Origin of the sequence: Halosimplex carlsbadense 2-9-1, from assembly GCF_000337455.1 — an archaeon.
Lineage (GTDB): Archaea > Halobacteriota > Halobacteria > Halobacteriales > Haloarculaceae > Halosimplex > Halosimplex carlsbadense.
Genome location: NZ_AOIU01000004.1, coordinates 160,545 through 185,304, shown reverse-complemented (window position 1 = coordinate 185,304; position 24,760 = coordinate 160,545). Strand labels below are relative to the sequence as shown.

The following is a 24,760-nucleotide window of genomic DNA, read 5'->3' as shown; positions in this document are numbered from 1 at the left end:
CGCGGGCGGGACGTCTACTCCCGCCCGGGGACTGAGACGCCGCGCGCCGCGAGCAGGTGGTCGACGCCGCCGACGAGGACGAACAGGAGTCCGAGCGCCGTCGCGGCGAGGTGGAGTTCGCCGAACCAGATGGGCACCCAGGCGAAGGTGCCCTGGAGCCCGGCGACCGCTTCCGAGAGCAGGGGAATCTCGTCGTCGGGGGCGGTCAGCCCGGCGGAGCTGTTCGCGGCGGTCATCCGCGGCAGGGGGGTCTTCGTCGCCGTCGCGCTCCCGTCGTCGGTGACGGTGCCGTTCGCGTCGGTCCCCGTCGAGCCGCCGTCGTAGCTGCCCGCGTACTCGCCGTAGGGGAGCCGGTCGGCCTCGTAGACGATGCCCGGGCCGTGCTTGGCGGCGGCGCCGACCGAGACGTTCCAGACCATCTCGCCCCGGGAGTTGACCTCGATCACGCGTCGGTTGCGGGAGTCGGCGATCAGGGTGTTGCCGTTGGGCAGGCGGTCGGCGTCGCGCGGCCAGGTGAGCGCGATGCCGCCGGCCCGGTCGACCGCCCAGACGGGCTCCCAGTCGCCGTCGTCGGTGCGGTGGAGCTCGACCACGCGGTCGTTCTCGCTGTCGGCCACCAGCACCGCCCCGTCGCCGAGCCACTGCGGGTTGTGCTGTTCCTTGATGACGCCGGGGTCGCCACAGCGCACGTCACCGTCGCCGTCGGCGTCGTAGAGCCGCCCGCTCTTGAGACAGTTTTCGTCGCTCGTCCCGTCGTCCTCGTTGATGATCTCGACGACGCCCTCGCCGCGCTCGACGATCAGGAGCTGGTTGGCGTTGCGCACCGAGACGAGGAAGCGGCCGTCGCCGATGGTGTCCACGTCGTTGATGTGCAGCCAGTCGCGGCTCGCCGGCTCGTCGGGCGCCTCGTAGAGCTCGCTGGCGCGCCACTCCCAGACCTCGGTGCCGTTCTCGACCACGACGACCCGCTCGGCGTCCATGTCGACGTAGGCAATGGCGCCGTCCCCGGTGGCGTCGGCGGCGTGGACCTCGCTGTTGGTGATCGACCCGACGGGGAAGCTGTACTCCGAGAGGATCTCCCCGCTGCCGGGCTCGATGATCCGGTAGCCCGTCCGGGCGCAGGGCGCGCCGATCTCGCCGCAGTCGTCGGAGCTCTCGTTGGCGAAGGCGGCGAGGACGCGGCCGTCGTCGAGCCTGCTCACCTCGAAGTAGCCGTCGGCCTGCGTGTTTCGCCAGGCGACCGACCGGCCGTCGAAGGCGATGACGCTGCCGTGGGTCACCCAGCCGCCCTGGTTGCCGACGAGCGTCTGGGGCTCGTCGGGCGAGGGCGCGCCGGAGGGGGCGGCCGTGGCGTCGGGGTCCGACGGGGCCGCGGTGTCGTCCGGTGAGGGCGTGGGGGTCGCCGGCGCGTCGACGCCGCCGGCGGACCCGGAGGGGGCGGTCGCGGCGCCGACGACCATCGTCGCGAGGAAGAGGCCGACGCCGAGCAAGACCAGGGCGCTGCCGCGCGATACGTCCATCGTAGCACGTCTTTCCGCCTCGTTCGCGAATAAGCCTTCGGGTCTGTGACGAGTCGACGTAGCACGGCCCCGCCCCGTTACGGTCGCCGTCCGCCCCGCCTCACCCCTCGCGCTCGTAGGGCCAGTTCGGATCTCGGGGCTCGTCCTCGCTCGGCTCGCGCGTGCTGGGCGCGGCGTCCTCGACGCAGGCGCCGAACGCCCGGACGTTGGCACGGGCCTCCGCGAGCGCGACGTGGTTGGTGTCGCTGACGAACTCGGGGTCGGCGAACTGGATGGGGTCGTCCAGCCAGTCGCAGACCGGGCAGCGCTCGTAGGAGCCGGGCGGCCCCGGCGGGAGCGTCCGATAGCCACAGCAGGGACAGTAGCCCCGCTCCCGCGCCGCGGGGTTTCCCCGGGGGTCTGCCATGGCCGCCCTTGGGGCCGTCGGGAGAAATGGGTGGCGACGGGGAGTCCCGCGAGTGCAGCGGCCGCCCTGACATCGAGCCGCCGCTATCGCCCGAGGTCGAACTGCTTCAGCAGCCCGTCGCGTTCGAGCTCGGCGGCCACGGAGTCGGGGAGGAACTGCGCCGAGCCGGGGTCGTCGTAGCTGAGATACCCCTCGCAGGTGTGGTAGGCGCCGCCCCGACCGCCGTGCTCGCCGGGGCACCGATTGGCCTCGTCGAGGGGGCCGACGACGTTGTGCAACAGTTCGTGGACGGCGATGAACGTCCGGTAGCTCGTCCCGTCGAACTCGGTGTGATGCTGCGTAGAGACGACGGCGAACGTGCCCGGCGCGGGCGCGCGGCCGGCCCACTCGGCGTCGACGTCGACGACGGTGACGAGGTGGTAGACGCCGCTGCGGTTGCCCATGAACGACTCGCTGTCGTACTGGCGCTTGAGCGCCGCGTAGTCGCGCTCGCTGGCGATCGTGACCGAGCGGTCGAGCGACCCCTGGTCGGCGTGGACGGCGACCCCGGACTCGCCGTCGGGGTTCGAGACGGGCATGTCGGCCCACGCTTTACGGAGGTCCGCGAGTTCGCCTTCGTCGAAGGCCTCCGCGTTCTCGCTGACGTTGATCTGGAGGTACAGATCCTTGTGTAGCGGGTCGGCGTCGGGTAAGCGGGCGCCGCCGCGGGTGACCCCATCCACCTCGGCGCCGTCGTCGAGGCTGTCGCCGTCGGTGTCCGCGAGGGTGAGGTTCGTGCCGAGGTCGGCCTCCCGGCCGTCGTCGAGGCCGTCGCCGTCCGTGTCCGCGACCGTGGGCCTGGCGCCGAGTTCGAGCTCGCGGCCGTCGGACAGTCCGTCGCCGTCGGTGTCTGCGGCCGTCGCGTTCGTCCCGCGCACCAGTTCCTCGCCGTCGGCCAGCCCGTCGCCGTCGGTGTCCGCGGCCGTCGCGTTCAGCCCGCGGTCGGCTTCCTCGCCGTCGGTGAGGCCGTCGTCGTCCGAGTTCGCCAACGTCGCGTTCGTCCCGAGGTCGTCCTCCCGACCGTCCGCCAGGCCGTCGTCGTCCGTGTCCGCCAGCGTCGCGTTCGTCCCGCGGTCGCGTTCGGCGCCGTCGGCGAGCCCGTCCCCGTCCGTGTCGCCGGTCAGCGGGTCGGTCGCTCCCTCGACTTCGGTCGCGTCCGAGAGCCCGTCGCCGTCCGTGTCGGGAGCGGTCGCGTTCGTGCCGAGGTCGGCCTCCCGGCCGTCGGCGAGGCCGTCCCCGTCCGTGTCCGCGACCGTGGGATCCGTCCCGCGTTCGGCTTCCGCGCCGTCTTCGATCCCGTCGTCGTCCGAGTCCGCTGCGGTGGCGTTCGTGCCGAGGTCGACCTCTCGCCCGTCTTCGAGGCCGTCGTCGTCCGAGTCCGCCAGCGTCGCGTTCGTCCCGAGAGCGCCCTCCCGACCGTCCCTCAGCCCGTCGTCGTCCGTATCGGCGACCGCGGGATCCGTCCCGCGTTCGGCTTCAGCGCCGTCTTCGAGCCCGTCCCCGTCCGAATCCGCGCGGCTGGCGTTCGTGCCGAGTTCGAGTTCGCGGCCGTCGGGCAGTCCGTCCCCGTCCGTGTCCGCGGCGGTGGGGTCCAGTCCGCGTTCGGCTTCCGCGCCGTCTCCCAGCCCGTCGCCGTCCGTGTCGTCGCTCGCGGGGTCGGTGTCGTATTCGGTGCGCTCGACGCCGTCGGGGAGGCCGTCGCCGTCCGCGTCGTTCGCGGGCGTCGCCGTGGCCTGCCTGTCGAACAGACCGGCGTCCGCGGAGCCGTTCGTCGCGCTATCGCCGACCGGGAGGGCTCCGGTGAGTGTCAGTGTCGCCGCCGCACCGACGAGGAGGAGGGCTGCGAGGGCGACCGAGGACCGACGCATCGTCCGGGTATTCGGATTCGCGGTCAAATACCTGTCGGCGACCCCGGAACGACGGCGCGCGCCGCGGCACCGCCGGCCTCGTCGGCTACACGGGGCGGTCACGGGTCGGAAACGCACGGAGAAAACGCGAGTCGAGAGAGCGAAAACGGACTCAGTCGGCGGAGGCGGCGGCCTCGCAGTCGCCGTCGCAGTCGGTCAGATCGATCTCGTAGAGGTTCTGGCGGGCGTCGGCGAAGTAGACGTCTTCCTCGACGACGCCGACGTCTTCGAGGCGTTCGAGGGCGTAGCGGACGGTCCGCGCAGAAAGCATGGACTCCTCGACGATCCCCTTCTGTGTGAGCGGACCGTCGTACTCCAGTACCTTGAAGACGAGTTTCGCGCTCGGCGGCAAGTCGCTGAGGTCGTCCCCGTCTGTCTCTGGCATCGGTAGATGGGTAGGGCGCGTCTACAATAAAGATTGACACTGGCGACAGCCAAGACGCCACAGTACCGCCGGAACGCGGTCGAATACGGGCGGGCTCGGTCGCGGTGTGGCCGAGGGTCGGCCGCCGCGTGGGCGCGGGTGCGCGCGGCGCTCGCGAGTCGGTCGCCGGGGGCAGGAACGAACGGCTTTTGAGGCCGCGTGGCCGAGACGAACGTATGGCTACCGAAACCGCCGAGGGGTGGGACGACCACCTCCGGGGGCTGACGGTGACGACGTTCGCCTCCGTGCTGGGGATCGGCGCCGGCGTGGCCGCCCAGGCGCTGGCCGCCGGCCCGAACGACCGGCTGGGCCTGTACCTGCTCGGCGCGGCGGTACTCGTCCAGATCCCCGTCTACATGGCGATCGGCATCGACGTAGACGACTTCGGCGTGAAGGAGTACCTCTACATCGCCTTCATCACCTTCTCGCTGTGGTTCGTCTCCTGGGGCATCCTCCTGACCGCGGAGACGCCCCTGTAACGATGGCGGACGATTCGATCGCGGTCGTCGACCTCGATAGATGTCAGCCCGACCGCTGTAACTACGAGTGCGCGAACTTCTGCCCGCCTAACCGCTCGGGCAAGGAGTGTATCGTCACGCGCGAGGAGCGCTTCGAGGGCGAGGACGGCTACGAGGGCGGCGCCGACCAGGTCCACATCTCCGAGGAGATCTGCCTCGGCGAGTCCTGCGGCATCTGCGTCAACAAGTGTCCGTTCGACGCCATCGAGATCATCAACCTCCCGCAGGAACTCGACGACGACCCCGTCCACCGCTACGGCGAGAACGCCTTCGCCCTCTACGGTCTGCCGGCCCCCCAGGAGGGTCAGGTCACCGGCATCCTCGGCCCGAACGGCATCGGGAAGACCACCGCGGTCCGCATCCTCGCCGACGAGATGGCCCCGAACCTCGGCCAGGTGTCGGGCGACCCGCCCGCCTGGGAGACCATCATGGACGAGTACCGCGGGACGGAGCTGCAGACCTACCTCGAACAGCTCCGCGAGGGCGACGTGACCGTCGCGCGCAAACCGCAGTACGTCGACCAGATCCCCGACCAGTTCGACGGCACCACTCGCCAGTTGCTGGAACGGACCGACGAACGCGGCGCTCTCGACGAGCTGATCGACCGGGTCGGCATCCGGCCGGTCGTCGACCAGGACATCGACACGCTCTCGGGCGGCGAGCTCCAGCGGGTCGCGCTGGTGGCCTGTCTCGCCCGCGACGCCGACTTCTACTTCCTCGACGAGCTGACGCCGTACCTCGACATCGGCCAGCGGATGACCGCCGCGCGGCTCGTCCGCGAACTCGCCGACGAGGGCGGCCGGTCGATGCTCGTCGTCGAACACGACCTGGCCATCCTGGACCTGCTGGCCGACACCATCCACGTCGCCTACGGGTCGCCGGGCGCGTTCGGCGTCGTCACGAGCCCCAAATCGACCAAGAACGGCATCAACGAGTACCTCGGCGGCTACCTGGAGAACGAGAACATGCGGGTCCGCCAGGAGTCCATCCAGTTCGAGGAACACGCCCCCCGCTCCACCGCGGAGGGCGACGTGGTCGTCGAGTACCCCGACCTCAGCAAGTCCTACGGCGACGGCGAGTTCTCCCTCGAAGTGGACGGCGGCGAGATCCAGGAGAACGAGGTGCTGGGCGTCGTCGGCCCGAACGGCATCGGGAAGTCGACGTTCGCCCAGCTGCTGACCGGCCGGCTAGAGCCCGACGAGGGCGAGGTCGACGCGCGACTCGACATCGCCTACAAACCGCAGTACGTCGAGATCGACCAGCCGATGCGCGTCGACGCGTTCCTCTCCTCGATCACCGACGACTTCGGCACCTCCTACTGGAACACGGAGATCGCCGACCCCCTGCAACTGGACCGCATCATGGAGCAGGACCTCACCGATCTGTCGGGCGGCGAACGCCAGCGCGTCGCCATCGCGGCCTGCCTCTCCGAGGACGCCGACCTCTACCTGCTCGACGAACCCTCGGCACACCTCGACGTGGAACAGCGGGTCCGCGCAACCACCGCCATCCGCCGCTACGCCGAGAACCACGACGCCACCGCCCTCGTGATCGACCACGACATCTACATGATCGACCTGCTGGCCGACCGGATGCTCGTCTTCGACGGCGAGCCGGCCGAACACGGCCGCGCCTCGCCGCCGGTGAGCATGCGCGACGGCATGAACGAGTTCCTCGCGAACCTCGATATCACCTTCCGCCGCGACGAGCGCACCGGCCGCCCGCGCATCAACAAGCCCGAGAGCCAGCTCGACCGCGAGCAGAAGAACGCCGGCGAGTACTACTACTCGGACTGAATCGACGGCTGGGGCTCGTTCCCGACACGTCCGAACCCTTTTCCGACATTCCGCCGTACCGTCGCGTATGAGCACAGGGCGGGAGATCCGTCTCGTGGAGGAAGACGACGGCTGGTGGTCGGCTATCGACGAAGAGACCGGCGTCGCGAGTCAGGGGCCGAGCAGGACGGAGGCGCTGGCGAATCTCGACGAGGCCGTCGAAGCGACGCAGGCGGCCGAGGAAGCCGACAGCGAGGCCCCGGAACCGGACGCGCCGTGGTTCGACGAGTAACCGATGGTCTCACGCGACTTCTCGGGCGAGGAGATCGTCGGCGTTCTCCGGAAATTCGGGTACCGCCACGACCGGACGCGCGGCGACCACGCGATCCTGAAGTACACGCATCCGGAGACGGGCGAGAAACGGACGGATACCGTGCCATTGCACGACCGCGTTCGGACGGGAACGCTGCAGCAGATCGCCGACCAGTGCGGCGCCGACGACTTTCGCTCGTGGTGTGAGTGGATCGACGACCATCGCTGAGTCGCGCCTCGCAGCTTGTGCGGAGTGCGTGATGGCACGACCGAGTCCCTCGCGACTCTCGACATCACCGTCCGCCGCGACGAGTGTATCGGCCACCCGCAGGTCAACAGGGCCGGCAGCCAGCTCGGCCGCGAACAAGAGTCGGCCAACGAGAACTTCTAGCGGCTGACCGCGGTCGTCGCCACCTCGGTGTCCGACAGCCCCGCCTCCCGCTACGTTTGTTCGGCGCCGACGGCAGCGAGCGCGCCGTAGAGCCCGATGTCGTCGCCCAGCGGCGTGAGTCGGATCGTCGGTCGGTCGACGAACAGGAACCGATCGAGGTGCTCCTCGATACCGGAGACGATCCGATCGGGGTTGTGCAGCGCGACGCCGCCACCGAGCGTGACGACTCCGGGGTTGACCGCGTTGCAGACCGCCGCGACCCCGGCCGCGTTGTAGCGCGCGACCGCGTCGAGACACTCCACCGCCCAGCGCTCGTCCCCGTCGGCCGCGACGAAGACGTCTTCGGCCGTGAGGGCGTCGGTGTCGACCCGTTCCGCGTCAGCGGGGCCGGCGTTCGCTTCGATGTGTCTGGCCGCGAGCGCGGGGATCCCGCGGCCGGAGCAGACCGCTTCCCAGGCGCCGGTGACTCCCGTGCTCTCGTAGTCGTGTGGGGCGACCGGGAGCAGCCCGAACTCGCCGGCCTGCCCGTCCTCGCCGCGGAGGAGGCGGCCGTCCGCGACGACGCCGCCGCCGATGCCGGTCCCGAACGTGACGTGGGCGAGGCAGTTCTCGTCCTCGCGCGCCCCGTAGTGCCACTCTCCGAGCGCGGCCGCGTTGCAGTCGTTGACCAGCGTGACGGGAAGTCCGTGGGCGCGGTCGACCGCCGACGCGACGGCGATCCGGTCGACCGTCTCCCCGTCGGGCGTATCGAACTCGCGGATCGCGCCGCCGGCGTCGTCCACGAGCCCCGCGGTCGAGACGGCCACGGCGTCGAAGGGCCGGTCGGTCGATCGCCGCAGGTCGCCGACTGCTGCCGCGAGCTGGTCGGCAAGCTCGCGAGGGCGCGTCGGCTCGACGACGGGGTCTGTCAGTAGCGTCCCGTCTGCGGTAGCGACGGCCGCCCGAAAGTTCGTGCTCCCGATACCGAACGCGGCGACGCGATCCATCTGTCCGACGATCCGACCGACCGTGTATGAGTATTCGGATGTCACTCCCGCGGCCCGATGGCGCCTCGACGGCACCGCTCGCCCCGGACCGGGGACACCCGCGCCCTCCGACCTGTCTCCCCCGCCGGAAACGCCGTTGAGACTCCGGCGCCCTCCCCCGGTATGGGACGCGTCTCCGCGGACTTCTCGGACGACACGGTGAGCGTCACGGGCGCCAGCTCCGGCATCGGCCGCGCGGTCGCGCTCGGCTTCGGTGAGGCCGGCGCGACGGTGATCAACGCCGACGTGCGGGCCGACCCGAAGGACCGCGACGCCGACGCGGCGGCCGAGAACCGCCGGCGCGAGCGGGGCGACCGGAGGATCTGACGGACGCCTATCGCTCCCTCGCCAGCGACGGCGCCGACTACCTCACCGGCGAGACGCTGTGGGTCGACGGCGACCGATGGTCTCACGCGACTTCTCGGGCGAGGAGATCGTCGGCGTTCTCCGGAAATTCGGGTACCANTGGCGACCGCCATATTTGACTACGGGACCGACCCGCGACCCCACGTATCGGTCTCCGAACGAAAGTCCGCTTCAGCGAGCGTTTTAGTGACAGCCGGTCGTCGATTCGCGTATGCTCCTCGCCGGCAGCGACGACGGCGTGTATCGCCTCCCCGACCTCGACGGCTCGGCCGACCGGACGGCCGAGCGGGTCCTCGAGAGCGGGCGTGTGATGCGTCTCCGTCAGTTCGGCTCCGTCGACGGACTCTTCGCCGCGACGACGACGGGTCTCGTTCATTCCACGGACGGCGAGACGTGGACCGACCTGGCCGTCCCCGAAGAACAGGTGTACAGCGTCGGCGCGCTCCCGGACGGGCGGTTCTACGCCGGGGCCCGGCCCGCTCGCGTCTACGTGGGCGAATTCGACGGCGGCGCGGCCACGGGTGAGGGCGCCGACGCCCCGTCGGTCGACTGGACGGAGTGCGAGGGGTTCCGGGACCTCCCTTCTCGCGAGGAGTGGCGGCTCCCTCGCCACGAGAACCTCGCGCAGGTCCGCGACATCCACCACGACCCGGCCGGTTCCGACCGACTCGTCGCCGGCGTCGAGGTCGGCGGGGTCCACGTCAGCGACGACGGCGGCGAGACCTGGACCGAGCGCCGCGGGCCGGGCGACGACGAGTCGAGTGTCGACGACGATATCCACGAGCTCCGCGCGGTTGGCGCCGGCGAGTACGTCGCCGCGACGGGCTTCGGCCTGTTCCGGACGACCGACGCGGGCGCGACCTGGACCCGGCTGGACGAGGCGTTCGACCAGCGATACTTCCGGTCGGTCGTCTCGGTCGACGGGACGGTCTACGCCGGCGGCGCGCTGGCGAACTCCTCGACGTGGGACGACGCGGACGCCGAGCCGGAACTGTTCGCGTTGCGGGACAGCGGTATCGAAGTCATCGACTTCCCCGCGAGCGACGAGACGGTCACCGGGATGACCGCCGCCGACGGCGACCTCGTCGTCGCGACTCACCGCGGGTCGATGCTCGTCCACCGGGACGGTGAGTGGGCCGCAGTCGGCGACCTGCCGGTGAACGAGGAACTGACGGGTCGGTACACGCCGCTGACGCGGGTGGAGAACTGAGCGCGCGTCTCACGCATTGCCCCCGGCACCGGTCCCGTTCGCCGACGCCCGTGACGGCTCGCTCCCGTCCGCGGCGCTGGGGAGTTCGACGACGGCGGTGGTACCGTCGCCCGGACCGACGCCCCCGTCGTCGGCGATCCGGAGGTCGCCGCCGTAGCGCTCGACGAGCGTCGCGGCGATGCGGAGCCCGCCGCCGTCCGTCTCCCCGCCGTGGTGGTAGGCGCTGGGGCGCTCTCCGGGCGGGATCCCGGAACCGTCGTCGCTGACGGTCAGTCGAACCGTCTCGTCGCCGGGTTCGACGGAGAGCGCGACCCGAGGGTCACCGCTGTCGTCGTGTTCGACGGCGTTCTCGGTGAGGTTGTCGACGACCGAGCGGAGGCCGGCGTTGGCGGCGACCGGCGCCCGGTCGGGGAGGTCCGTGCTGACGGTCGCGGCCGTGGCGGACTCGATGCTCGCGGCCGCGTCCTCGGCGACGGCGGCCAGGTCGACGGGCTCGTAGTCGGCTTCGTCGGCGACCGTCTCCGCCAGCGAGCCCGCCGTGTCGATGCGTTCGAACGCTTCGTCGGTCTTCTCCCGGACGATCGTCGCGTGGTCGCACACTGCGGCGTCGGCGGGCGCGTCGGCGTTTTCGATCTCTTCGGCGTAGGCGCGGATCACCTGCATGTCGTTGCGGAGGTCGTGTCTGATGAGGCCGTTGACGAACGCCAGCGCGTCGCTCGCCCGCTCGGCTCGGGTGGCGTCGGCGACCGCCCGTGCCCGGTAGTAGCCCGCGAGCGTGCCGGCCAGGCCGCCGAACGACGCGGCGACCAGCAGCGTGAACGTCGGCTCCGAGACGACTCTGTCCTCCAGGAGCCGCACGGCGATGGTCAGCCCGACCACGCTCGTGAAGACCACGACGCCGCCGAGACACCAGACGGCGACCACCCACCGGTACTCGGCGGCGAGGTCGGTGCGGCGCAGCCGGTGGCCCGCGTAGATTAGCCCGACGGCCGGGGCCCCGTCGATCAGCAACGCGAGCAGCGGCCCCCGGACCGAGTCGAGCGCCGCCGCTTCGGCGCCGTGATGGACGAACGCCGTCGCCGCGAGTACGATCCCCACGACTCCGATCGCCAGCGGGCTCAGCTCCCACCGACGATTCGTGTTCATGTTCATCGATTGCGTCTACTCTTTTTTCAATCGGGTGCCTCACAGCCCCGAACCGCGCCGCTACGGAGGTCTCTGCACAGTTCGAGCCGCCGGCACGTCGCGGCGCGAGCGGGTAGCGTCAGGTCGAGAAGCCGGAGGGGCGCGCCGCGTCCACGCGACCGCGCTCGCTCTGTCAGTTCGACGCGCCGTCGAGGTCCGCGTCGATGGCGCCGTCGAGGCCGTCGTCGCCCATCGCGTACTCGTCGTCTTCCGACTCGGAAACCTTCTCGCCGTCTTCCTCCTGGGACTCCGTCACGGTGTCGTCGCCGGTGACCGAGACGAACAGTTCGCCGAGTTCACGCGTGCGCTCGCGGTTCTGGGATTCACTCATCACCTCTGCTTGGCGGGGCCCCGGAATAGCGCTGGTGCCTAACCACGTTGGTATACCGCCGCCAAGCGGGGAAAAACGTCGGTAGCGGTGTTGTGTGTCGGGTTCCGACTTTACCGCTCACATGACCTGGCGCTGGCAGGTCCCGCAGAGCGCCTCGTCTTTGATGTCGACCTCGCGGACGGTCGGGGAGAAGCTCATGACGCAGCGCTTGTTGTCGCAGTGTTCGAGGCCCATGGTGTGGCCGATCTCGTGGATGACTTCCTTGCGGACGCGGTCGGAGAACACGTCTTCGTCCGAGCGCCGGGAGATGCCGCCGTCGGAGGAAGTGTTGAGCCGATAGGTAGAGATGACCGACCCTTTCCCGTCGAGGTAGGCCAGGCCGAAGACGTAGTTGCGGCGGTGATAGAACAGGTCCTTTGGGGTGACGGCGATGTTCTTGTCGCCGTCGCCCACGCGGGTGGCGAGCTTGATGAACGATTCCGCGCTGTACTGGTCGCGATTGCGGTCGTACGCGCCGGAGGGGATCGACTGCGTGTCGTGCATCGTCACGTCGCTCTCGTAGACGGCCCGGAGGCTCGCCGAGGCTTCGCGCTTGACCTCGGCGCGGACGTCGCCCACCGGCACGATGTCGACGTGCATACGGGGTGTTTATGCGTGCCGCCGATATAAACTCCCCGACGTGATCCCCGAGACGCTGGACGCACTCGTCGCTCGCTTCGCCGAGTTCGACGCCGCCGTCGAGGTCGGGATCGGCCGCCGGCCCGTCGTCGCCGACGCGCTCGCCGAGACCGACACCGACGTGGTCGCCACCGACCGCCGGGTCCGGTCGGTCCCCGACCCCGTGCACTTCGTCGTCGACGACGTGACCGACCCCGACTCGTCGGTGTACGCCGACGCCGAACTGGTGTACGCGCTGAACCTCCCGCCCGAACTCCACCGGCCGACGCTGGCCGCCGCCCGCGAGGCCGACGCCGCGTTCATGTTCACGACGCTCGGCACCGACCAGCCGCTCGTTCCCGTCGAGCGGGAGACCCTGCCCGCCGAGACGCTGTTCGTCGCCCGCGGGTGACGACGAGTCGACCGCCTCGTCGCCCGTTCGACGGCGACGGTCAGAAGCTGGTCATCTTCGCCTGGACCCAGTCGTCGCCCTCGTCGGTCTCCACGTCGGTCGCGTAGCGGTCGAGCAGGCGGTCGAGACTCACGTCCTCGGTCTCGCGGAGGTACGACAGCTCCGAGAGCGTGAGCGAGCCGGTCCGCCGGAGCTTCCGCGTGAGCCGGTCGGCGTCGAGCGGCTCGCGGCGCACCTCGAAGTCGACGGCGGCGGCCACGTTGCGGTCGGCCTCGGCGCGGCTGACGCCCTCTTCGAGGAGCGTCCCGAAGTCGAGAGCGGCCTCGTCCGCGCCGCGATAGCAGACGGCCAGCGCGGCGATGAGCGACCGGACCGCCTCGGGGTCGTCGCCCACGTGCTTCCCGAAGACCAGTTCGCGGTCCCGTTCCGAGAGCGCGTCGGCCAGCAGGTCGAAGTCCCGCAAGCCCGCGAGCATCCGCTCGCGGATCCGCGCGCGAGCGTTGCGCTCGCTCTGGTCGCTGTCGAAGGTCGTCTCGCCGCGCAGATACGCCCGGTCCGCGGGCGAGAGGATACCCCGCGGTCGCTCCCCGTCAGACATACTCTATATCAGGTTATATCGCCCCCGTATTTAAGCGATTATACTCCGAAACGGGGTACAGACGAACGTATCGACGCAACGCTTAACGGGGTCGTCGGGGAACGAGGAGACACACCGAGCGCGAACGCAGTCGCTCGGGTAGAAAACGACGCGCGGCCGGGCTCCCTGGCAGGTGTCGCCGGCCGCGCAGAACGCGGGCGAAGCGCCCGGCCGCCGGTTCGTCGGCGCGTCGGTTAACGCTTCCTCCCGCACGCGACCGACGACCACAGACATGACTGCCCGACAACGACAGGACGGCGACGGCGAGGGATCGACAGCGAATCGGACGACGGAACCGGCGAGCGGCGGCCTCGACGTACGTCTCGGCGCGGAGCGGCTAGCGACGGCCGTCGACGCCGCGGCGGCGGTCGCCGACGAGTGTCGGTTGACCGTCGGCGACGGGATGGCCTTCCGGGCGCGCGACCCGGCGGACGTGGCGATGGCCGAACTACGGCTCGACCGCGAGGCCTTCGACGCCTACGAGGCCGACGAGGCGACGTTCGGCGTGGCGCTCGACCGCCTCGGTGACGCGGTCTCGCTGGCCGGCGACGAGTCGGTCCGACTGAGGCTTGGCGAGGACGGGCGATTCGACGTGAGCGCGGGGGCCGTCGAGTACGCGTTCGCACCGATCGCCACCGAGGCGGTCAGGGCGGTCGAGTGGGTCGACGCGGGATCGGTGGCGGCGAGCGCGACGATGGCGGCCGGCGACCTCCGGCGGGCGGTCCGCGCCGCGGACCTGGTCGCCGACCACGCGACGTTCGCGGTGGACGCCGACGAGCGGACGCTGACGGTCGCCGCCAGCGGCGACACGGACGACGTGCGGCTCGACTTCGACGAGTCGGACCTCGACGCGCTCGACGCGGGGGCCGTCGAGTCGCTGTATTCGGTGGACTACCTCCGTGACATCGTCGGGGCGATCCCGAGCGGCGTCCCGGTGACCGTCGAGTTCGTCGGCGGCGGTGAGGGTGGCTGTCCGCTCTCGCTGGAACACGCCTTCGCGGGCGGAGACGGGACCGGGCGGTGGCTGCTGGCGCCGCGGATCAGGCGATAGCGGACGACTCAGTCCGCGGCCCCGCCCGACAGCACCGCGCGATACCGCTCGCCCGCGTCGTCGCCGGCGTCGATAGCGTCGGCGATCCGCGCGGAGATCCAGCGGTCGGGCTCGGCGGGCGGGTCCGCCGGCTCGACGCCCGTCGACCGGAGCCGGGCGGGGAGGAACCGCTCGTAGACCGGGAGCCGTTCGGAGAGCGGAACGCCCGCGTAGTCGGCGATATCCTCGAGTTCGCGCAGGGCGGGCCACGCGTAATCGGGGTTGATGTGGTCGTCGGTGACCGGTGAGACGCCGCCGAGGTCGTCGACGCCGCAGTCGAGCACGTCGCGGACGGGCGCGAGGTTGGGCGGCACCTGCACCGAAACCTCCTCCGGCAGGGCGCAGCGGGCCATCGCGACCGTCCGCCGGAGCGTCTCGACGCCCGGCGAGCCGCCCGTCCAGCGCTCGTTCTCCCGGACCGGCTGGACGATGACCTCCTGAACGTGGTCGTAGCGCTCGTGCAACTCGCGGATGGCCAGCAGGCTCTCGGCGCGGTCGGCCCAGTCCTCGCCGATGCCGACGAGGATACCCGTCGTGAAGGGGACGCCGAGTTCGCCAGCGGTGCGGATGGTGTGCAGGCGTTGCCCCGGACTCTTGGCGCGGGGGCCGCCGTGGGCCTGCACGTCGGCGGTGGTTTCGAGCATCACGCCCATGCTGGCGTTCACGTCCGCGACGGTCGCCAGCTGTTCGCGCGTCTGGTCGCCGGGGTTGGCGTGGGGGAGCAGCCCCTCGTCGAGAGCGATCTCGCAGACCTCCCGGAGATACGTGTGGATGGAGTCGTGGCCCCACTCGGCGAGCTGGTCGTGGACCGCGGTGTAGCGGTCGTCGGGGTCGTCGCCGAAGGTGAAGAGCGCTTCCGTGCAGCCGGCGTCGGCGCCGCGGCGGACGACCTCGCGCACGGCTTCGGGGGACATGAGTTCGGCCCGGCCGGGCGGGTCGTAGTAGGTGCAGTAGGTACAGGTGTACCGGCAGGCGGTCGTCAGCGGGACGAACACGTTGCGGGCGAAAGTGAGTTCGTCGGCCGCGCTCACGTCCGCCGGCGTGACCGCGAGCAGGCGCTCGACGGCTGCGGGGTCGGGGTCGACGGTCACGTCGTACTCGTCGGCGCCGGGGATCACGTTCGCTCGTCTGCGTTCGACCGGGAAAGCGTTGACGCTCCCGGAGACGAGCGGACGTCGAGGGAGCCAGCGGGCGAGGGTCCGCCGAACCGCGATGAACAATGGAACGGTCGGCGGCGGACCCGTGGGCTGCCGACCGCGGAACGGCCAGCCGCGCCTCCGAGCGTCGGGGCGTCTGGGAGCGGAACCGACGACGCAGCCAGGTGCGCGATGGGAAACGCGACCCGTCTACACGGGATCGGCCCGTGCATGTGGATAGTTGTCTTACCACATGAAAACCGTTGTCCGAATTTCGTTCGGGATCAGCCCGAATTCCGTTCGACATCGACGCGGCCGTCGGTCGCGACGACGGAGAAGCCCGCCTCGCGAAGCCACGTCGCGGCCTCGCCCGTCCCGTGGAGCAACACCTCGACGAGGTCGGCCGGCTCGTCCACGTCGGTCGCGAGCCGGAACGAGTCGACGTGTGCGACCGAGAGGCCGGCTTCGCGGGCGATATCGCGGTGGTCGCGGACCGACGCGCCGTGGTAGTCGACGCGGAAGTCGGGATCGCGGACGACGAGGGCGTTCGTCCCGCCGCCGCGGCCGGGCGCGATCACCACGTCCGCGTCGGGTTCGAACAGCCCTTCGAGCGCCGCCGGCGTCACGAGCGCCAGGTCGGCCATGACGACCGCGACCGGGTCGTCACCGTCGCTCGTCGGCAGATAGTCGTTCACCGCCTCGGTCAGCTGCCGGTCGTCGACGGTCACGGGCGCCCCGCAGTCGACGGACGCCGTCGAGAGGACGAGCGGATCGACGGGGACGCCACGCTCGCGGTCGAGCGTCGAAAGAACGGAGAGGACGTCGTCCAGCATCGTCCGCGCGAAGGCGACCCGTCCGGCCTCGTCGAGGACCGGCGCGAGGCGAGTCTTGGGCCGCTCGGGGGCGAACGGGACGACGACGCGCATCTACTGGAGCTTCGTCGGTTCGTCCTGGTTGGAGCGCCAGTAGTAGATCCCGCCGCCGATGATGGCGAGGACCACGAGCGCACCGACACCCATCAGGATGGTCTGGTTGCGCTGAGAGGACTGCTGGGCCTGTTCGGCCGCCTCGACCGCGTCCTGCGCGTTGGACTCGGCGTTCTCGAAGTTGCCGTTCTCGTAGGCGGAGATCGCCTGGTCAAGGTCGTTCTGCCCCGTGCCGGACTCGTTGACCGCCGCGGCGGCCTCGTCGATGGCCAACCGCGCGTTCTTGCTGGCGTTCGTGTAGTGGTGAACCGCGGTGGCGTTCAGATCGTTCGTCGAGCTCCCCTGGACCGTGTCGAAGTCGTAGAGCGTGTAGGTCTCGGCGGGCTCGTACGTGTAGTTATCGACCGCCGGCGTGTCACCGGTGATCTCGACGATCACGGTGTCGCCGTTGTTGCTCGCGTTGAGTGGGTGATCGAACGACTGCTCGCCGAAGGTCTCCTGGCTCACTTGCTCGCCCTGCTGACGGACCGTCACCGTCCAGCTGACGTTAGTGAGCTCGGTGCTCCCCTGGAGCGTCCACTCGTCGGGCATGTCGACGAACGGGTCCTCGACGGTCACCGTCGTCGTCACCGTCTCGCCGACTTGCGACTCGTTGGGGACCTCGCCGGGGGAAACCGAGATAGCACCGGCTGTCCCGACCGCAACGAGCGAGAGGGCGAGCAATGCGACCAGAGCGGCGCTCTTAGAAGAGCGGATCCAGCTCATCTTCGTCATCTTCAACCAAGTCCTCTAAGTTCTCTTCGCTTTGCTGCCGGATGTCGTCGATGTTGTCCTGTGCCTCGATCGCCACCTGCTGGAGCTCCTTGATCCGCGGGACGTTGTGGACGCCCGACAGCAGGATCGACGCCGCGACGTTGTTCTCGCGGACGGGGTAGTCCCCGCCGCGAACCTCCATCGAACCGGTCTGCTCCTCGAGCCACTTCCGGCCGCGCTCGATGCCTTTCCGGTTGAGGTGGTTCGACGGGCCGCTCATCACGAGCAGCGCCCGCTCGGCGCCGTCGATCTCACAGGGCAGGGTCAGCCGCCCCAGCGCCGCCTTCCGGACCAGCGACGTGATCCGGTTGGTGGTGTTTGCGGTGTCCATGCCGCTGTCGTCGAGGCCGTCGTCGTCGCCCTTGAACCGCGAGAGCAGTCCACCGGAGTCCTGCTCTTCGACGGTCTCGGCGGCGTACCCCACGGTGGAGACGCCCCCGCCGGAGAGCGTGTTGATGATCTCCGAGGAGTCGACGACGCTCTCGGCGACCTCGTCGCCGGCGCCGACCTCACCGGCGCCGAAGAGGACGCCGAACCGCCGGACGATCTCGTCGTTGATCTGCTCGTAGCCGCCCTCCATCGACTCGCCGGACTTGCGCCAGGCGTCGTTGTCGAACACGAGCAGGTTGTCGACCTCGCGGACGAACGTCTGGAACGACCGCGCGGCGTTGAGCGTGTAGATGCCCCCTTCGTCGCCGCCGGGCAGCACGCCCAGGCCGTACACCGGTTCGGTGTAGATCCGCTTGAGGTGCTTCGCGAGGACCGGTGAACCGCCGGAACCGGTCCCGCCACCGAGTCCGGCCACGATCATGAACGCGTCGATCTCGTGGACGGGGATGTTGTCGATGGCCCCCTGGACCTCGTCGATGTCTTCCTCGGCGATCTCCGCGCCGAGCTCGTTGTCGGCCCCGACGCCGTGACCCTTCACGCGCGCCTGACCGATCAGTACTCGATTCTCCTCCGGAATTCGTTCTAGCCCGAGCAGGTCCGCTTTCGCTGTGTTGACCGCGACTGCAGAGCGGACGATCCCGCTCTGCGTTGCCTCGTCGTATTCGAGGAACTTGTCGACGATCTTCCCGCCGGCCTGCCCGAAGCCGATCATCGCCAGTTTCATAGCTGCCGTTACCGTTGAGAAATAAACAATCCCAACGCGGATATAAGCTTTTTGTCCGGGTATCGAACGCGAAATCGTCAGCGGAACAACTACTGCGTGCGAAATCGCTCGACCGGGCCCCGGTAAGCCGACGTTTCCGAGTATCGACACGAATCGAACGATAGTGGGACACGACCCCGTGAGGGACGTGGACACACGACACGATCGGTTGCCGGGAAAGCGCTCGATACCTCGGGTAACGAACCGGTACTCGGCGAACCTGTCGCTCAGGCGACGCCGAGATACGACCGGAACGTCGTCAACTCGGTCGCGTCCGCGCCGAATGCGTCCACGTCGTTGCGGTCGGTCGTGTTGTCCAGCCGCAACGACCGGACCTGGTCTTTGCCCATCGGGAATCCGACGCTCCCCAGCACGGACAGGCCGATGTTCGCCATCGCCATCGGCAGCGGGACGATCGAGATCGATTTGTCCTCCGAGTCGTAGACGAGCTCGGTCACCTCCCGGAGCGTCAGCACGTCGGGGCCGCCGACCTCGTAGGTCTCGCCGACGTGCTCGTCGTCCTCGACCGCGTCGGCTATCATCGGGACGAACTCCCCGACCCAGATGGGCTGGAAGCGCGTCTGCTTCCCGCCGCCGGGCAGCGGGTACACCGGCACGCCCGGCGCGAACCAGGACTTGAGCTTCTTCGTGAACGTGACGAACTCCCCGCCCTCGCCGAAGATGATCGACGGCCGGAAGATCACCCACCCGCTGTCCGAGTCGCGAACGAGGTCCTCGGCGCGGCCCTTCGCCCGCAGGTAGTGGGTCGGCCCGTCCGCGTCGGCGCCCAGCGCGCTCATCTGGACGAACCGCTCGACGCCGTGTTCCTCGGCGGCCCGCAGGCAGTTCTCCGTGCCGCCGCGGTGGATCCGGTCGTGCATCTCGTCGCCCCCGTCGGGCTTGAACAGCGGCGACAGCGCCACGAGGTAGACGACCGCGTCCTTGCCCTCGAAGGCGCCCTCGATGCTGTCGTAGTCGGTCACGTCGCCCGCGTAGGTGTCCACCGCCGCAGACAGCCCGTCGTCGTCGGGACTCCGCGAGAGAACCGTCACCTCGTGCCCTCGCTCGACCAGTTCTTCGCTCAAATGCGTCCCGACGAATCCGCTCCCACCGACGACAAGTACGTTCATGTCAGAACTATTTGGGGCCAGACCCCTAAACGTTCCCGCCCAACTGGTCGTGTACTCCGCCCGGACGGGCGCCGATCGCGGTTCGTCCGCCCGAAAGAACTGTCGGCGAGTCGTCGCCGGCTCGGAGCCTTCGGTTTCTTGAGGGACCGTCTCGACGAGACGGACCCGCGTGGGGGCGGGTTCGGCTCGTAGTGCGGCGGAAACGTGGGGGCGGCGTGATCTACACACTCACTACGGGCACCTCGCTGGCGCTCACGGCGTCGCCGGTCGCGTCCCCGTGACGCGCAGCGCTACGCGCCGCTCGTCGTTGCGAAGTGGGTGGAAAAGTGGGCCGGCGCGAATTCGAATCGCGGTTACGGCCACCCGAAGGCCGAAGGATACCAAGCTACCCCACCGGCCCGTGCTGGTAGCACCTGTACGGAGACGCTGGCCGTTTTTAACAGTTCCGAAGCGCGGCCATCGCCCGACGGCGGGCCGCTTCGAACCGGCAGACGCCACCGGGCGAGTCAGTACTCGGTGAAGCCGTCGGTGTCGAGGTAGTTGTGCGCGACGGTGATCGCGTGGTCGGCGTGGAGCGCTTCGGGCCCCAGCCGCACGCGCCGGTCGGCGGACTCGGCCAGCAGGTCGGCCTCCCGATCGGTGAAATCGCGGTGGTCCGAGAGGACGAAGGTGGGGTCGGCGGGCGGCTCGGCGTCGACGACGGGGTCGCCGTCCTCGTGGAGCTGGACGACGGCGCCGTCGCGGGCGGCGGCGTCGAGGGTCGGCTCGAAGCCCTTGCGGGTGAGCGAGACGCCCGGCGAGGTCTCGACGGGCTGGTGGCCGATGGCTTCCTCGCGCTCGTCGAGGGCCCCGCGGACCAGGGCGGCCGTCGAGCGCTCGTCGGGGTTGAGCCGGCGCAGCTCGCGGCCGTCGAAGGTAACGGTGAACTCGTCGGCGAGGACGAGGTGGACCCGGACGGCCTCGCGGATGTCGTGCGAGAGGAAAAATGCGGAGGTGACACAGCGACAGAGCACGTCGAGGCGGCCGGCGCCGCCGGCGATGTCGTCGAGCGAGAAGTCGGGGGTCGTCGGCGCGTCGTGGCCGAGGACGACGAACTGGCGCATGGGCGAGCTGAGACGCGGTCGCGATTTACCTCCGTCGAAGTACCGGCGGCGGACGGGTCGGGCGTGCGGTCGACAGTCACCGCGCCCCGCCGTCGCGTGCCGGACTCGGCCGCGCGCCTACCGTAGCTCCCCTAGCAGATTACGGACGATGTGTAGCTCTTCCTCCCGTGAGATGTGGTCCGCGTCGAGAGAGGCGTGGACCACCGCTCGAACCGTCTCGACATCGACAGTCCCGGTCGAGGCTGACCGGTCCGCGACCGCCGACTCCAGCCGCTCGATCCGGTCCGCGAGCGCTGCCAACCGGTCACGCTCCGAATCGCCTTCAGGGTGCTCGCGAGCGCGCAGCGACCGACCGGCGCCGTCGCCGAACACCCTCCCGACGAACGCCCGCCGGGACTTCCAGTCGAACCCGGGGATCTCGTTGAGCCGCTTCGAGACGGTCGCCCTGCTCGCTCCGAGGATCTCGGCGAGTTCCGCTTGCGTCGCGCTCGGACGCTCCGCGACCGCTCGAAGGACGGCTCGCTGCTCGGGAGCCAGGTCCGGCTCCCGGACGGGGTCGTCACCCTCGAGGCACGCGCTCGCTTCCGGATCGCTGTCGTCGCGCTTCGCTTCCACGTCACGGGCGGTCGAACGGCTCCCGGTAGCGGACGTGACCGGCGCGTTCCGGTCCTCGCCGGTCTCGCCGGAACGCCCGGAGGGGCGTTCGCCGTCGGTGGGATCACCGAGCTCCTCGAAGACGCGCTCCACGAACGAGACCGGAACGTCTCCGATTTCGTCGGCAATCCTGCCCGGCGACGCGTCGGGATGCTTCTCGACGGCATCGAGCACCCTCCTGTAAGTCACCGCTCCGGTGCCGTCGCCTCCGGAACTCCGTACGGTGTCGTCCTCCGTCGAGTCCAGACAATGCGACATGGGCTAGCCGACAGTCTACTGCTGTATTAGGCCCGATCAGCGTTCTCTCGTCGCGAAACCGCTCCCGGTGACATAATACGGGAACTGACGCTCCGTAAAAAGGGGAGAACGTTAATTCACGGATACGAACGACGGTTCCCGCTCACCGAACCCGCACCGGGGCCGACGGGGGCGCGATAGACACCGAAGGGAGGGCGCGCCAGTTTCGCGGTTCGCCCCGTCGTCGTCTCGGATTCGACACGGCCTCTCGGGAAGCGATCGCGAGCGATTATCGCGGCAGTTCGACATCGGCCTCGGCGGTGTTCGATCCGTCGGGTGCGGGACTCGTCCGCATCGAAGAGGTGTCCGCATCGAGGGCGCGCTCGACGGCGGTCGCTTGCGGGTCACTGAGCCGGTCGCGGGCGGTCGCTTCCGAAACCCAGCTGTGCCCGACGTGTTCCGCAGAGAGGGTCACCGCTCGCTCGCTCGCATCACACCGGTAGTATACCGCGAACCGACCGTTATCGGCATCGTTTCGCCACGAGACCGTGTGTACCGGTTCGCGGACCGCGGGCTCGAGGCTCGTCTCCTCACGGATCTCCCGTTCGAGCCCGGCCCGACACGCCTCGTGCGCGCCGAGCCGACCGCCGGGCAGTTCCCAGCCGCGGTCGCTCGCCCGCTTCACGACTAGCACGGTCTCATCGGTATCGAAAACGACGCCGCGCAGGGAAATCGTCGCCCGGAGCGGAGTTTCTGTCATCTAAACCACCATCCTACGCACACCGATTTCAATCTAGTGGCTATCACAACTCGACACACGGCGAACACAGCCGCGACCACCGGACCGCTCGCGCCGTGAACAGCAGTCGCGCTACGAGGTGCAGGCACACTCAGGCACGACCCACGAACGAAACGTGAACGTCGCACGGGCTGGTCCGACACGGATCCGATACGTTCCGCCGCCGTCACCGCTTGATATGCGATCTGACTGTTCGGTTCGCCCGTGAATCCGCGACCGTGAACTAATTTCACCAAAACAACCATACCAGCTCTTCCCAACCCCGAAATATGGATCTCTCCGGGAAGCGACTGGTCGTGACGGGCGGGGCAGGTTTCGTGGGCTCGCACCTCTGTGAGCGACTCGTCGCGGACAACGAGGTGGTCGCGGTCGACGATTTCTCGAACGGCGAGCGCGACTGGATCCCCGACGGGGTCGAAGTCGTCGCGGGCGACCTGACCGACCCCGACGTGGCCGCCGAGGCCATCACCGAGGACGTCGACGGCGTGTTCCACTTCGCCGCGAACAAGAACGCCGCGGCCGACGACATCGAGCAGTACCGCTTCAACAANCCATCACCGAGGACGTCGACGGCGTGTTCCACTTCGCCGCGAACAAGAACGCCGCGGCCGACGACATCGAGCAGTACCGCTTCAACAACCGCCTCACCGAAACCGTCGTAGAGCGGATGGACGAGGTGGGCGTCGACAACATCGCCTTCACCTCCTCGTCGACGGTGTACGGCGAAGCGCCTCGGCCCACTCCGGAAGATTACGCCCCGCTGGAACCGATCAGCATCTACGGCGCCTCCAAACTCGGCGAGGAGAGCCTGCTGTCGGTGTACGCCAACAGCCACGACTTCACCGTCTGGGTGTATCGCTTCGCCAACATCGTCGGCCCGCGCCTGCAACTGGGCGCCGTGATCCCCGACTTCATCGACAAACTCGAAGACGACCCCGAATCGCTGACGATCCTCGGCGACGGGCGCCAGGAGAAATCGTACATGGACGTCGACGAGTGCGTCGACGCGATGTGCCACGTCGTCGAACACGCCGACAGCGACTTCAACGTCTACAATCTGGGGACGCGAACGACGACCTCCGTGACGACNTGCCACGTCGTCGAACACGCCGACAGCGACTTCAACGTCTACAATCTGGGGACGCGAACGACGACCTCCGTGACGACCATCGCCGACATCGTCGCCGACGAGATGGGTCTCGACCCCGACTACGAGTACACCGGCGGCGACCGCGGGTGGGTCGGCGACGTCCCGCGGATGCGCCTCTCAATCGAGAAGCTCTCCGCGCTCGGCTGGGAGCCCGACGACTCCAGCGACGACGCGGTGCGGCGGGCGACGCGGGCGCTACTCGACGGCTGACCGGTAGGGGGTCCCACCCGAGGGGCCCCGATTCGCACCCGTCGGGGCCGCCCTCTCGATAAGCGGTGCTACCGGGTGACTGGCGGTGGACGACACGGTCGGCCCGCTCTCGGAGCGACGGCAGTATCCGTATAACTATCAAAATAGTATATATGTAATATAGTGTAGTATATCCGTACAGGTCGTTCGGGGAACTGATGAGGGTCCGCGAGCCGACCACCGGCCCGTCGTTCGACAGAGGGCCGAAGCGTCGTCGAGTGCAGGAACCGCGGGACAATCGTCCCGACTGACCGGGGCCCCTGTCCGGAGTTGTGGTCGGGACCCGTCTCGCGCTCCGGGATCCCGACGGAGTGGCTGTCGGAACCCTGCAGGAGCCGCCGATCTTCACTCTAGTTTTCATTTTTGGTAGCAGCGAGGAAATATATTTACGAGTGAATCGCTGTACATCTTCACATGGCGTCAGATACGTCGGTGACGGAACATCTGAAAGACGTGTCCGTAATTTTCATCCTCGGTATCGTGTACGTAGCGTTGCTCGCGGTTGGAACTGTAGCGTCGCGTGCGCGGGAACTGATCGTTTCGGTAGCTGAAGCGGGGAAAGATGTCGCCGAGCGGGTCCGATTCCGAACTCGTTCCGCCCGATAGGCCCTGAAGACGGGCGCAACGGGAACCGTTGCCGGCGTTCAGATGTCCCGATCGGACGCCGATCGGATCCGATCGCCCACTCCGATCCCGCGTTCTGACGTGTACTGATACGGAAGTTCAAGGACGTATTTCGCCCGTCCGTCGTATCGTTCGAGTTCTGAATCCGCGAGTCCATCGGCCGGCAGCTCGGCGTGGTAGACGTCCGTCACCGTCCGGTCCTCGTCGACGAAGACGATATCGAGCGGGAACGACATCTCCCGCATCACGTACGACACCGACTGCTCACAGGGGTGTACGAACAACATACCTTCGCCCTCCCGGAGCGACTCCGTGCGACTGAGGCCGACGTAACGCTTCGCGTCGGTGTCGGCGATCCTGACGCGGGCGGTTCCCAGTTCGGCGCCGTCGCCGTCGGAAAAGAACACCGCGGTACGTTCGTACCCGGAGATGTCGCCGCTCGACGAGCGGGTCCGAATCGCCCGCAGCACGACGAGGACCATCAGCCCGACCGACAGTACGAGGGTGGCGCGCATCCAACTCTTTCGATCTAACATTATCGAGTTTTTATCACCCTAAGTACGTAAATCTGCGGGCGGAAA

At 69.0% G+C, this 24,760-nt stretch carries 26 protein-coding genes, 1 tRNA gene and 2 pseudogenes; 10 read left to right on the top strand and 19 right to left on the bottom strand.

Going from position 1 to position 24,760, the window contains the following annotated elements:
• Positions 1–14 precede the first annotated feature (14 nt).
• From C475_RS01415 to C475_RS01400, 4 genes are all read right to left on the bottom strand, one after another.
• Positions 15–1,520 (bottom strand): arylsulfotransferase family protein, encoded by a 1,506-nt coding sequence (locus C475_RS01415; RefSeq protein ID WP_006881943.1) that lies wholly within the window; start codon positions 1,518–1,520, stop codon positions 15–17.
• A 100-nt stretch (positions 1,521–1,620) separates the two neighbouring features.
• Positions 1,621–1,926, bottom strand: a complete 306-nt coding sequence (locus tag C475_RS01410) for a CPCC family cysteine-rich protein (RefSeq protein WP_006881942.1) — start codon at positions 1,924–1,926, stop codon at positions 1,621–1,623.
• Positions 1,927–2,009: 83 nt separating this feature from the next.
• On the bottom strand, positions 2,010–3,833 hold the full coding sequence (locus C475_RS01405; protein WP_006881941.1) for a hypothetical protein: 1,824 nt from the start codon (positions 3,831–3,833) through the stop codon (positions 2,010–2,012).
• A 151-nt stretch (positions 3,834–3,984) separates the two neighbouring features.
• A complete protein-coding gene (locus tag C475_RS01400; protein ID WP_006881940.1) occupies positions 3,985–4,257 on the bottom strand; it encodes a MarR family transcriptional regulator in 273 nt (90 codons plus the stop codon).
• 215 nt (positions 4,258–4,472) lie between these two features.
• Here C475_RS01400 and C475_RS01395 point away from each other — a divergent pair, with 215 nt between their 5' ends.
• The 5 genes from C475_RS01395 (at position 4,473) to C475_RS23685 (ending at position 7,292) form a co-directional block, all read left to right on the top strand.
• Positions 4,473–4,775, top strand: a complete 303-nt coding sequence (locus tag C475_RS01395) for an EMC6-like membrane protein (RefSeq protein ID WP_006881939.1) — start codon at positions 4,473–4,475, stop codon at positions 4,773–4,775.
• A 2-nt stretch (positions 4,776–4,777) separates the two neighbouring features.
• The gene (locus tag C475_RS01390) at positions 4,778–6,610 is read left to right on the top strand and encodes a ribosome biogenesis/translation initiation ATPase RLI (RefSeq protein ID WP_006881938.1); all 1,833 of its coding nucleotides are present in this window, start codon (positions 4,778–4,780) and stop codon (positions 6,608–6,610) included.
• Positions 6,611–6,677: 67 nt separating this feature from the next.
• Positions 6,678–6,881, top strand: coding sequence for a type II toxin-antitoxin system HicB family antitoxin (locus C475_RS24800; RefSeq protein ID WP_006881937.1), 204 nt, complete (start codon positions 6,678–6,680; stop codon positions 6,879–6,881).
• A gap of 3 nt (positions 6,882–6,884) precedes the next feature.
• On the top strand, positions 6,885–7,130 hold the full coding sequence (locus C475_RS01380) for a type II toxin-antitoxin system HicA family toxin (RefSeq protein WP_006881936.1): 246 nt from the start codon (positions 6,885–6,887) through the stop codon (positions 7,128–7,130).
• Between the two features lie 24 nt (positions 7,131–7,154).
• On the top strand, positions 7,155–7,292 hold the full coding sequence (locus tag C475_RS23685) for a hypothetical protein (protein ID WP_006881935.1): 138 nt from the start codon (positions 7,155–7,157) through the stop codon (positions 7,290–7,292).
• 50 nt (positions 7,293–7,342) lie between these two features.
• Here the strand turns inward: C475_RS23685 and C475_RS01375 are convergent, their stop codons facing one another.
• Positions 7,343–8,278 carry an ROK family protein gene (locus C475_RS01375; protein WP_006881934.1) on the bottom strand — a complete coding sequence of 312 codons (936 nt, stop codon included), beginning with the start codon at positions 8,276–8,278 and terminating at the stop codon, positions 7,343–7,345.
• Positions 8,279–8,440: 162 nt separating this feature from the next.
• On the opposite strand from C475_RS01375, the pseudogene C475_RS01370 reads away from it, so the two are divergent.
• Both C475_RS01370 and C475_RS01365 read left to right on the top strand, forming a co-directional pair.
• Positions 8,441–8,629, top strand: a pseudogene (locus C475_RS01370) (SDR family NAD(P)-dependent oxidoreductase); the annotation flags it as partial.
• 265 nt (positions 8,630–8,894) lie between these two features.
• Positions 8,895–9,893 carry a WD40/YVTN/BNR-like repeat-containing protein gene (locus C475_RS01365; RefSeq protein WP_006881932.1) on the top strand — a complete coding sequence of 333 codons (999 nt, stop codon included), beginning with the start codon at positions 8,895–8,897 and terminating at the stop codon, positions 9,891–9,893.
• A 9-nt stretch (positions 9,894–9,902) separates the two neighbouring features.
• Here the strand turns inward: C475_RS01365 and C475_RS01360 are convergent, their stop codons facing one another.
• The 3 genes from C475_RS01360 to C475_RS01350 form a co-directional block, all read right to left on the bottom strand.
• Entirely contained in the window at positions 9,903–11,039 is a 1,137-nt protein-coding gene (locus tag C475_RS01360; RefSeq protein ID WP_006881931.1) for an ATP-binding protein, read from the bottom strand.
• Positions 11,040–11,211: 172 nt separating this feature from the next.
• Positions 11,212–11,409, bottom strand: coding sequence for a hypothetical protein (locus C475_RS01355; RefSeq protein WP_006881930.1), 198 nt, complete (start codon positions 11,407–11,409; stop codon positions 11,212–11,214).
• 117 nt (positions 11,410–11,526) lie between these two features.
• A complete protein-coding gene (locus tag C475_RS01350) occupies positions 11,527–12,048 on the bottom strand; it encodes an archaemetzincin family Zn-dependent metalloprotease (protein WP_006881929.1) in 522 nt (173 codons plus the stop codon).
• Positions 12,049–12,088: 40 nt separating this feature from the next.
• Here C475_RS01350 and C475_RS01345 point away from each other — a divergent pair, with 40 nt between their 5' ends.
• Positions 12,089–12,478, top strand: a complete 390-nt coding sequence (locus C475_RS01345; protein WP_006881928.1) for a UPF0146 family protein — start codon at positions 12,089–12,091, stop codon at positions 12,476–12,478.
• 40 nt (positions 12,479–12,518) lie between these two features.
• On the opposite strand, the gene C475_RS01340 is transcribed toward C475_RS01345, so the two are convergent.
• Complete coding sequence (locus C475_RS01340; RefSeq protein WP_006881927.1) at positions 12,519–13,076, bottom strand: hypothetical protein; 558 nt, start codon at positions 13,074–13,076, stop codon at positions 12,519–12,521.
• A 271-nt stretch (positions 13,077–13,347) separates the two neighbouring features.
• On the opposite strand from C475_RS01340, the gene C475_RS01335 reads away from it, so the two are divergent.
• Complete coding sequence (locus tag C475_RS01335) at positions 13,348–14,166, top strand: beta clamp domain-containing protein (RefSeq protein ID WP_006881926.1); 819 nt, start codon at positions 13,348–13,350, stop codon at positions 14,164–14,166.
• Positions 14,167–14,174: 8 nt separating this feature from the next.
• Here the strand turns inward: C475_RS01335 and cofG are convergent, their stop codons facing one another.
• From cofG to C475_RS01290, 9 genes are all read right to left on the bottom strand, one after another.
• Entirely contained in the window at positions 14,175–15,323 is a 1,149-nt protein-coding gene (gene cofG / locus C475_RS01330) for a 7,8-didemethyl-8-hydroxy-5-deazariboflavin synthase subunit CofG (RefSeq protein WP_006881925.1), read from the bottom strand.
• A 302-nt stretch (positions 15,324–15,625) separates the two neighbouring features.
• Positions 15,626–16,267 carry a 2-phospho-L-lactate guanylyltransferase gene (cofC, locus tag C475_RS01325; RefSeq protein ID WP_006881924.1) on the bottom strand — a complete coding sequence of 214 codons (642 nt, stop codon included), beginning with the start codon at positions 16,265–16,267 and terminating at the stop codon, positions 15,626–15,628.
• On the bottom strand, positions 16,268–17,032 hold the full coding sequence (locus tag C475_RS01320; protein WP_082223224.1) for a hypothetical protein: 765 nt from the start codon (positions 17,030–17,032) through the stop codon (positions 16,268–16,270).
• On the bottom strand, positions 17,010–18,194 hold the full coding sequence (locus C475_RS01315; protein WP_006881922.1) for a tubulin/FtsZ family protein: 1,185 nt from the start codon (positions 18,192–18,194) through the stop codon (positions 17,010–17,012). The genes C475_RS01320 and C475_RS01315 overlap by 23 nt, the downstream gene beginning before the upstream one ends.
• Positions 18,195–18,460: 266 nt before the next feature.
• Positions 18,461–19,363, bottom strand: a complete 903-nt coding sequence (locus C475_RS01310) for a complex I NDUFA9 subunit family protein (RefSeq protein WP_049929850.1) — start codon at positions 19,361–19,363, stop codon at positions 18,461–18,463.
• A gap of 327 nt (positions 19,364–19,690) precedes the next feature.
• Positions 19,691–19,763, bottom strand: a tRNA-Pro gene (locus C475_RS01305).
• 106 nt (positions 19,764–19,869) lie between these two features.
• Entirely contained in the window at positions 19,870–20,466 is a 597-nt protein-coding gene (gene trmY, locus C475_RS01300; RefSeq protein ID WP_006881920.1) for a tRNA (pseudouridine(54)-N(1))-methyltransferase TrmY, read from the bottom strand.
• A 117-nt stretch (positions 20,467–20,583) separates the two neighbouring features.
• Entirely contained in the window at positions 20,584–21,378 is a 795-nt protein-coding gene (locus C475_RS01295; RefSeq protein ID WP_082223223.1) for a MarR family transcriptional regulator, read from the bottom strand.
• A gap of 268 nt (positions 21,379–21,646) precedes the next feature.
• The gene (locus C475_RS01290) at positions 21,647–22,117 is read right to left on the bottom strand and encodes an NUDIX hydrolase (RefSeq protein ID WP_006881918.1); all 471 of its coding nucleotides are present in this window, start codon (positions 22,115–22,117) and stop codon (positions 21,647–21,649) included.
• 308 nt (positions 22,118–22,425) lie between these two features.
• On the opposite strand from C475_RS01290, the pseudogene C475_RS01285 reads away from it, so the two are divergent.
• A pseudogene (locus C475_RS01285) lies at positions 22,426–23,516 on the top strand (NAD-dependent epimerase/dehydratase family protein).
• 683 nt (positions 23,517–24,199) lie between these two features.
• Here C475_RS01285 and C475_RS01280 read toward each other — a convergent pair.
• Positions 24,200–24,715, bottom strand: a complete 516-nt coding sequence (locus C475_RS01280) for a DUF192 domain-containing protein (protein ID WP_235728424.1) — start codon at positions 24,713–24,715, stop codon at positions 24,200–24,202.
• Positions 24,716–24,760 lie beyond the last annotated feature (45 nt).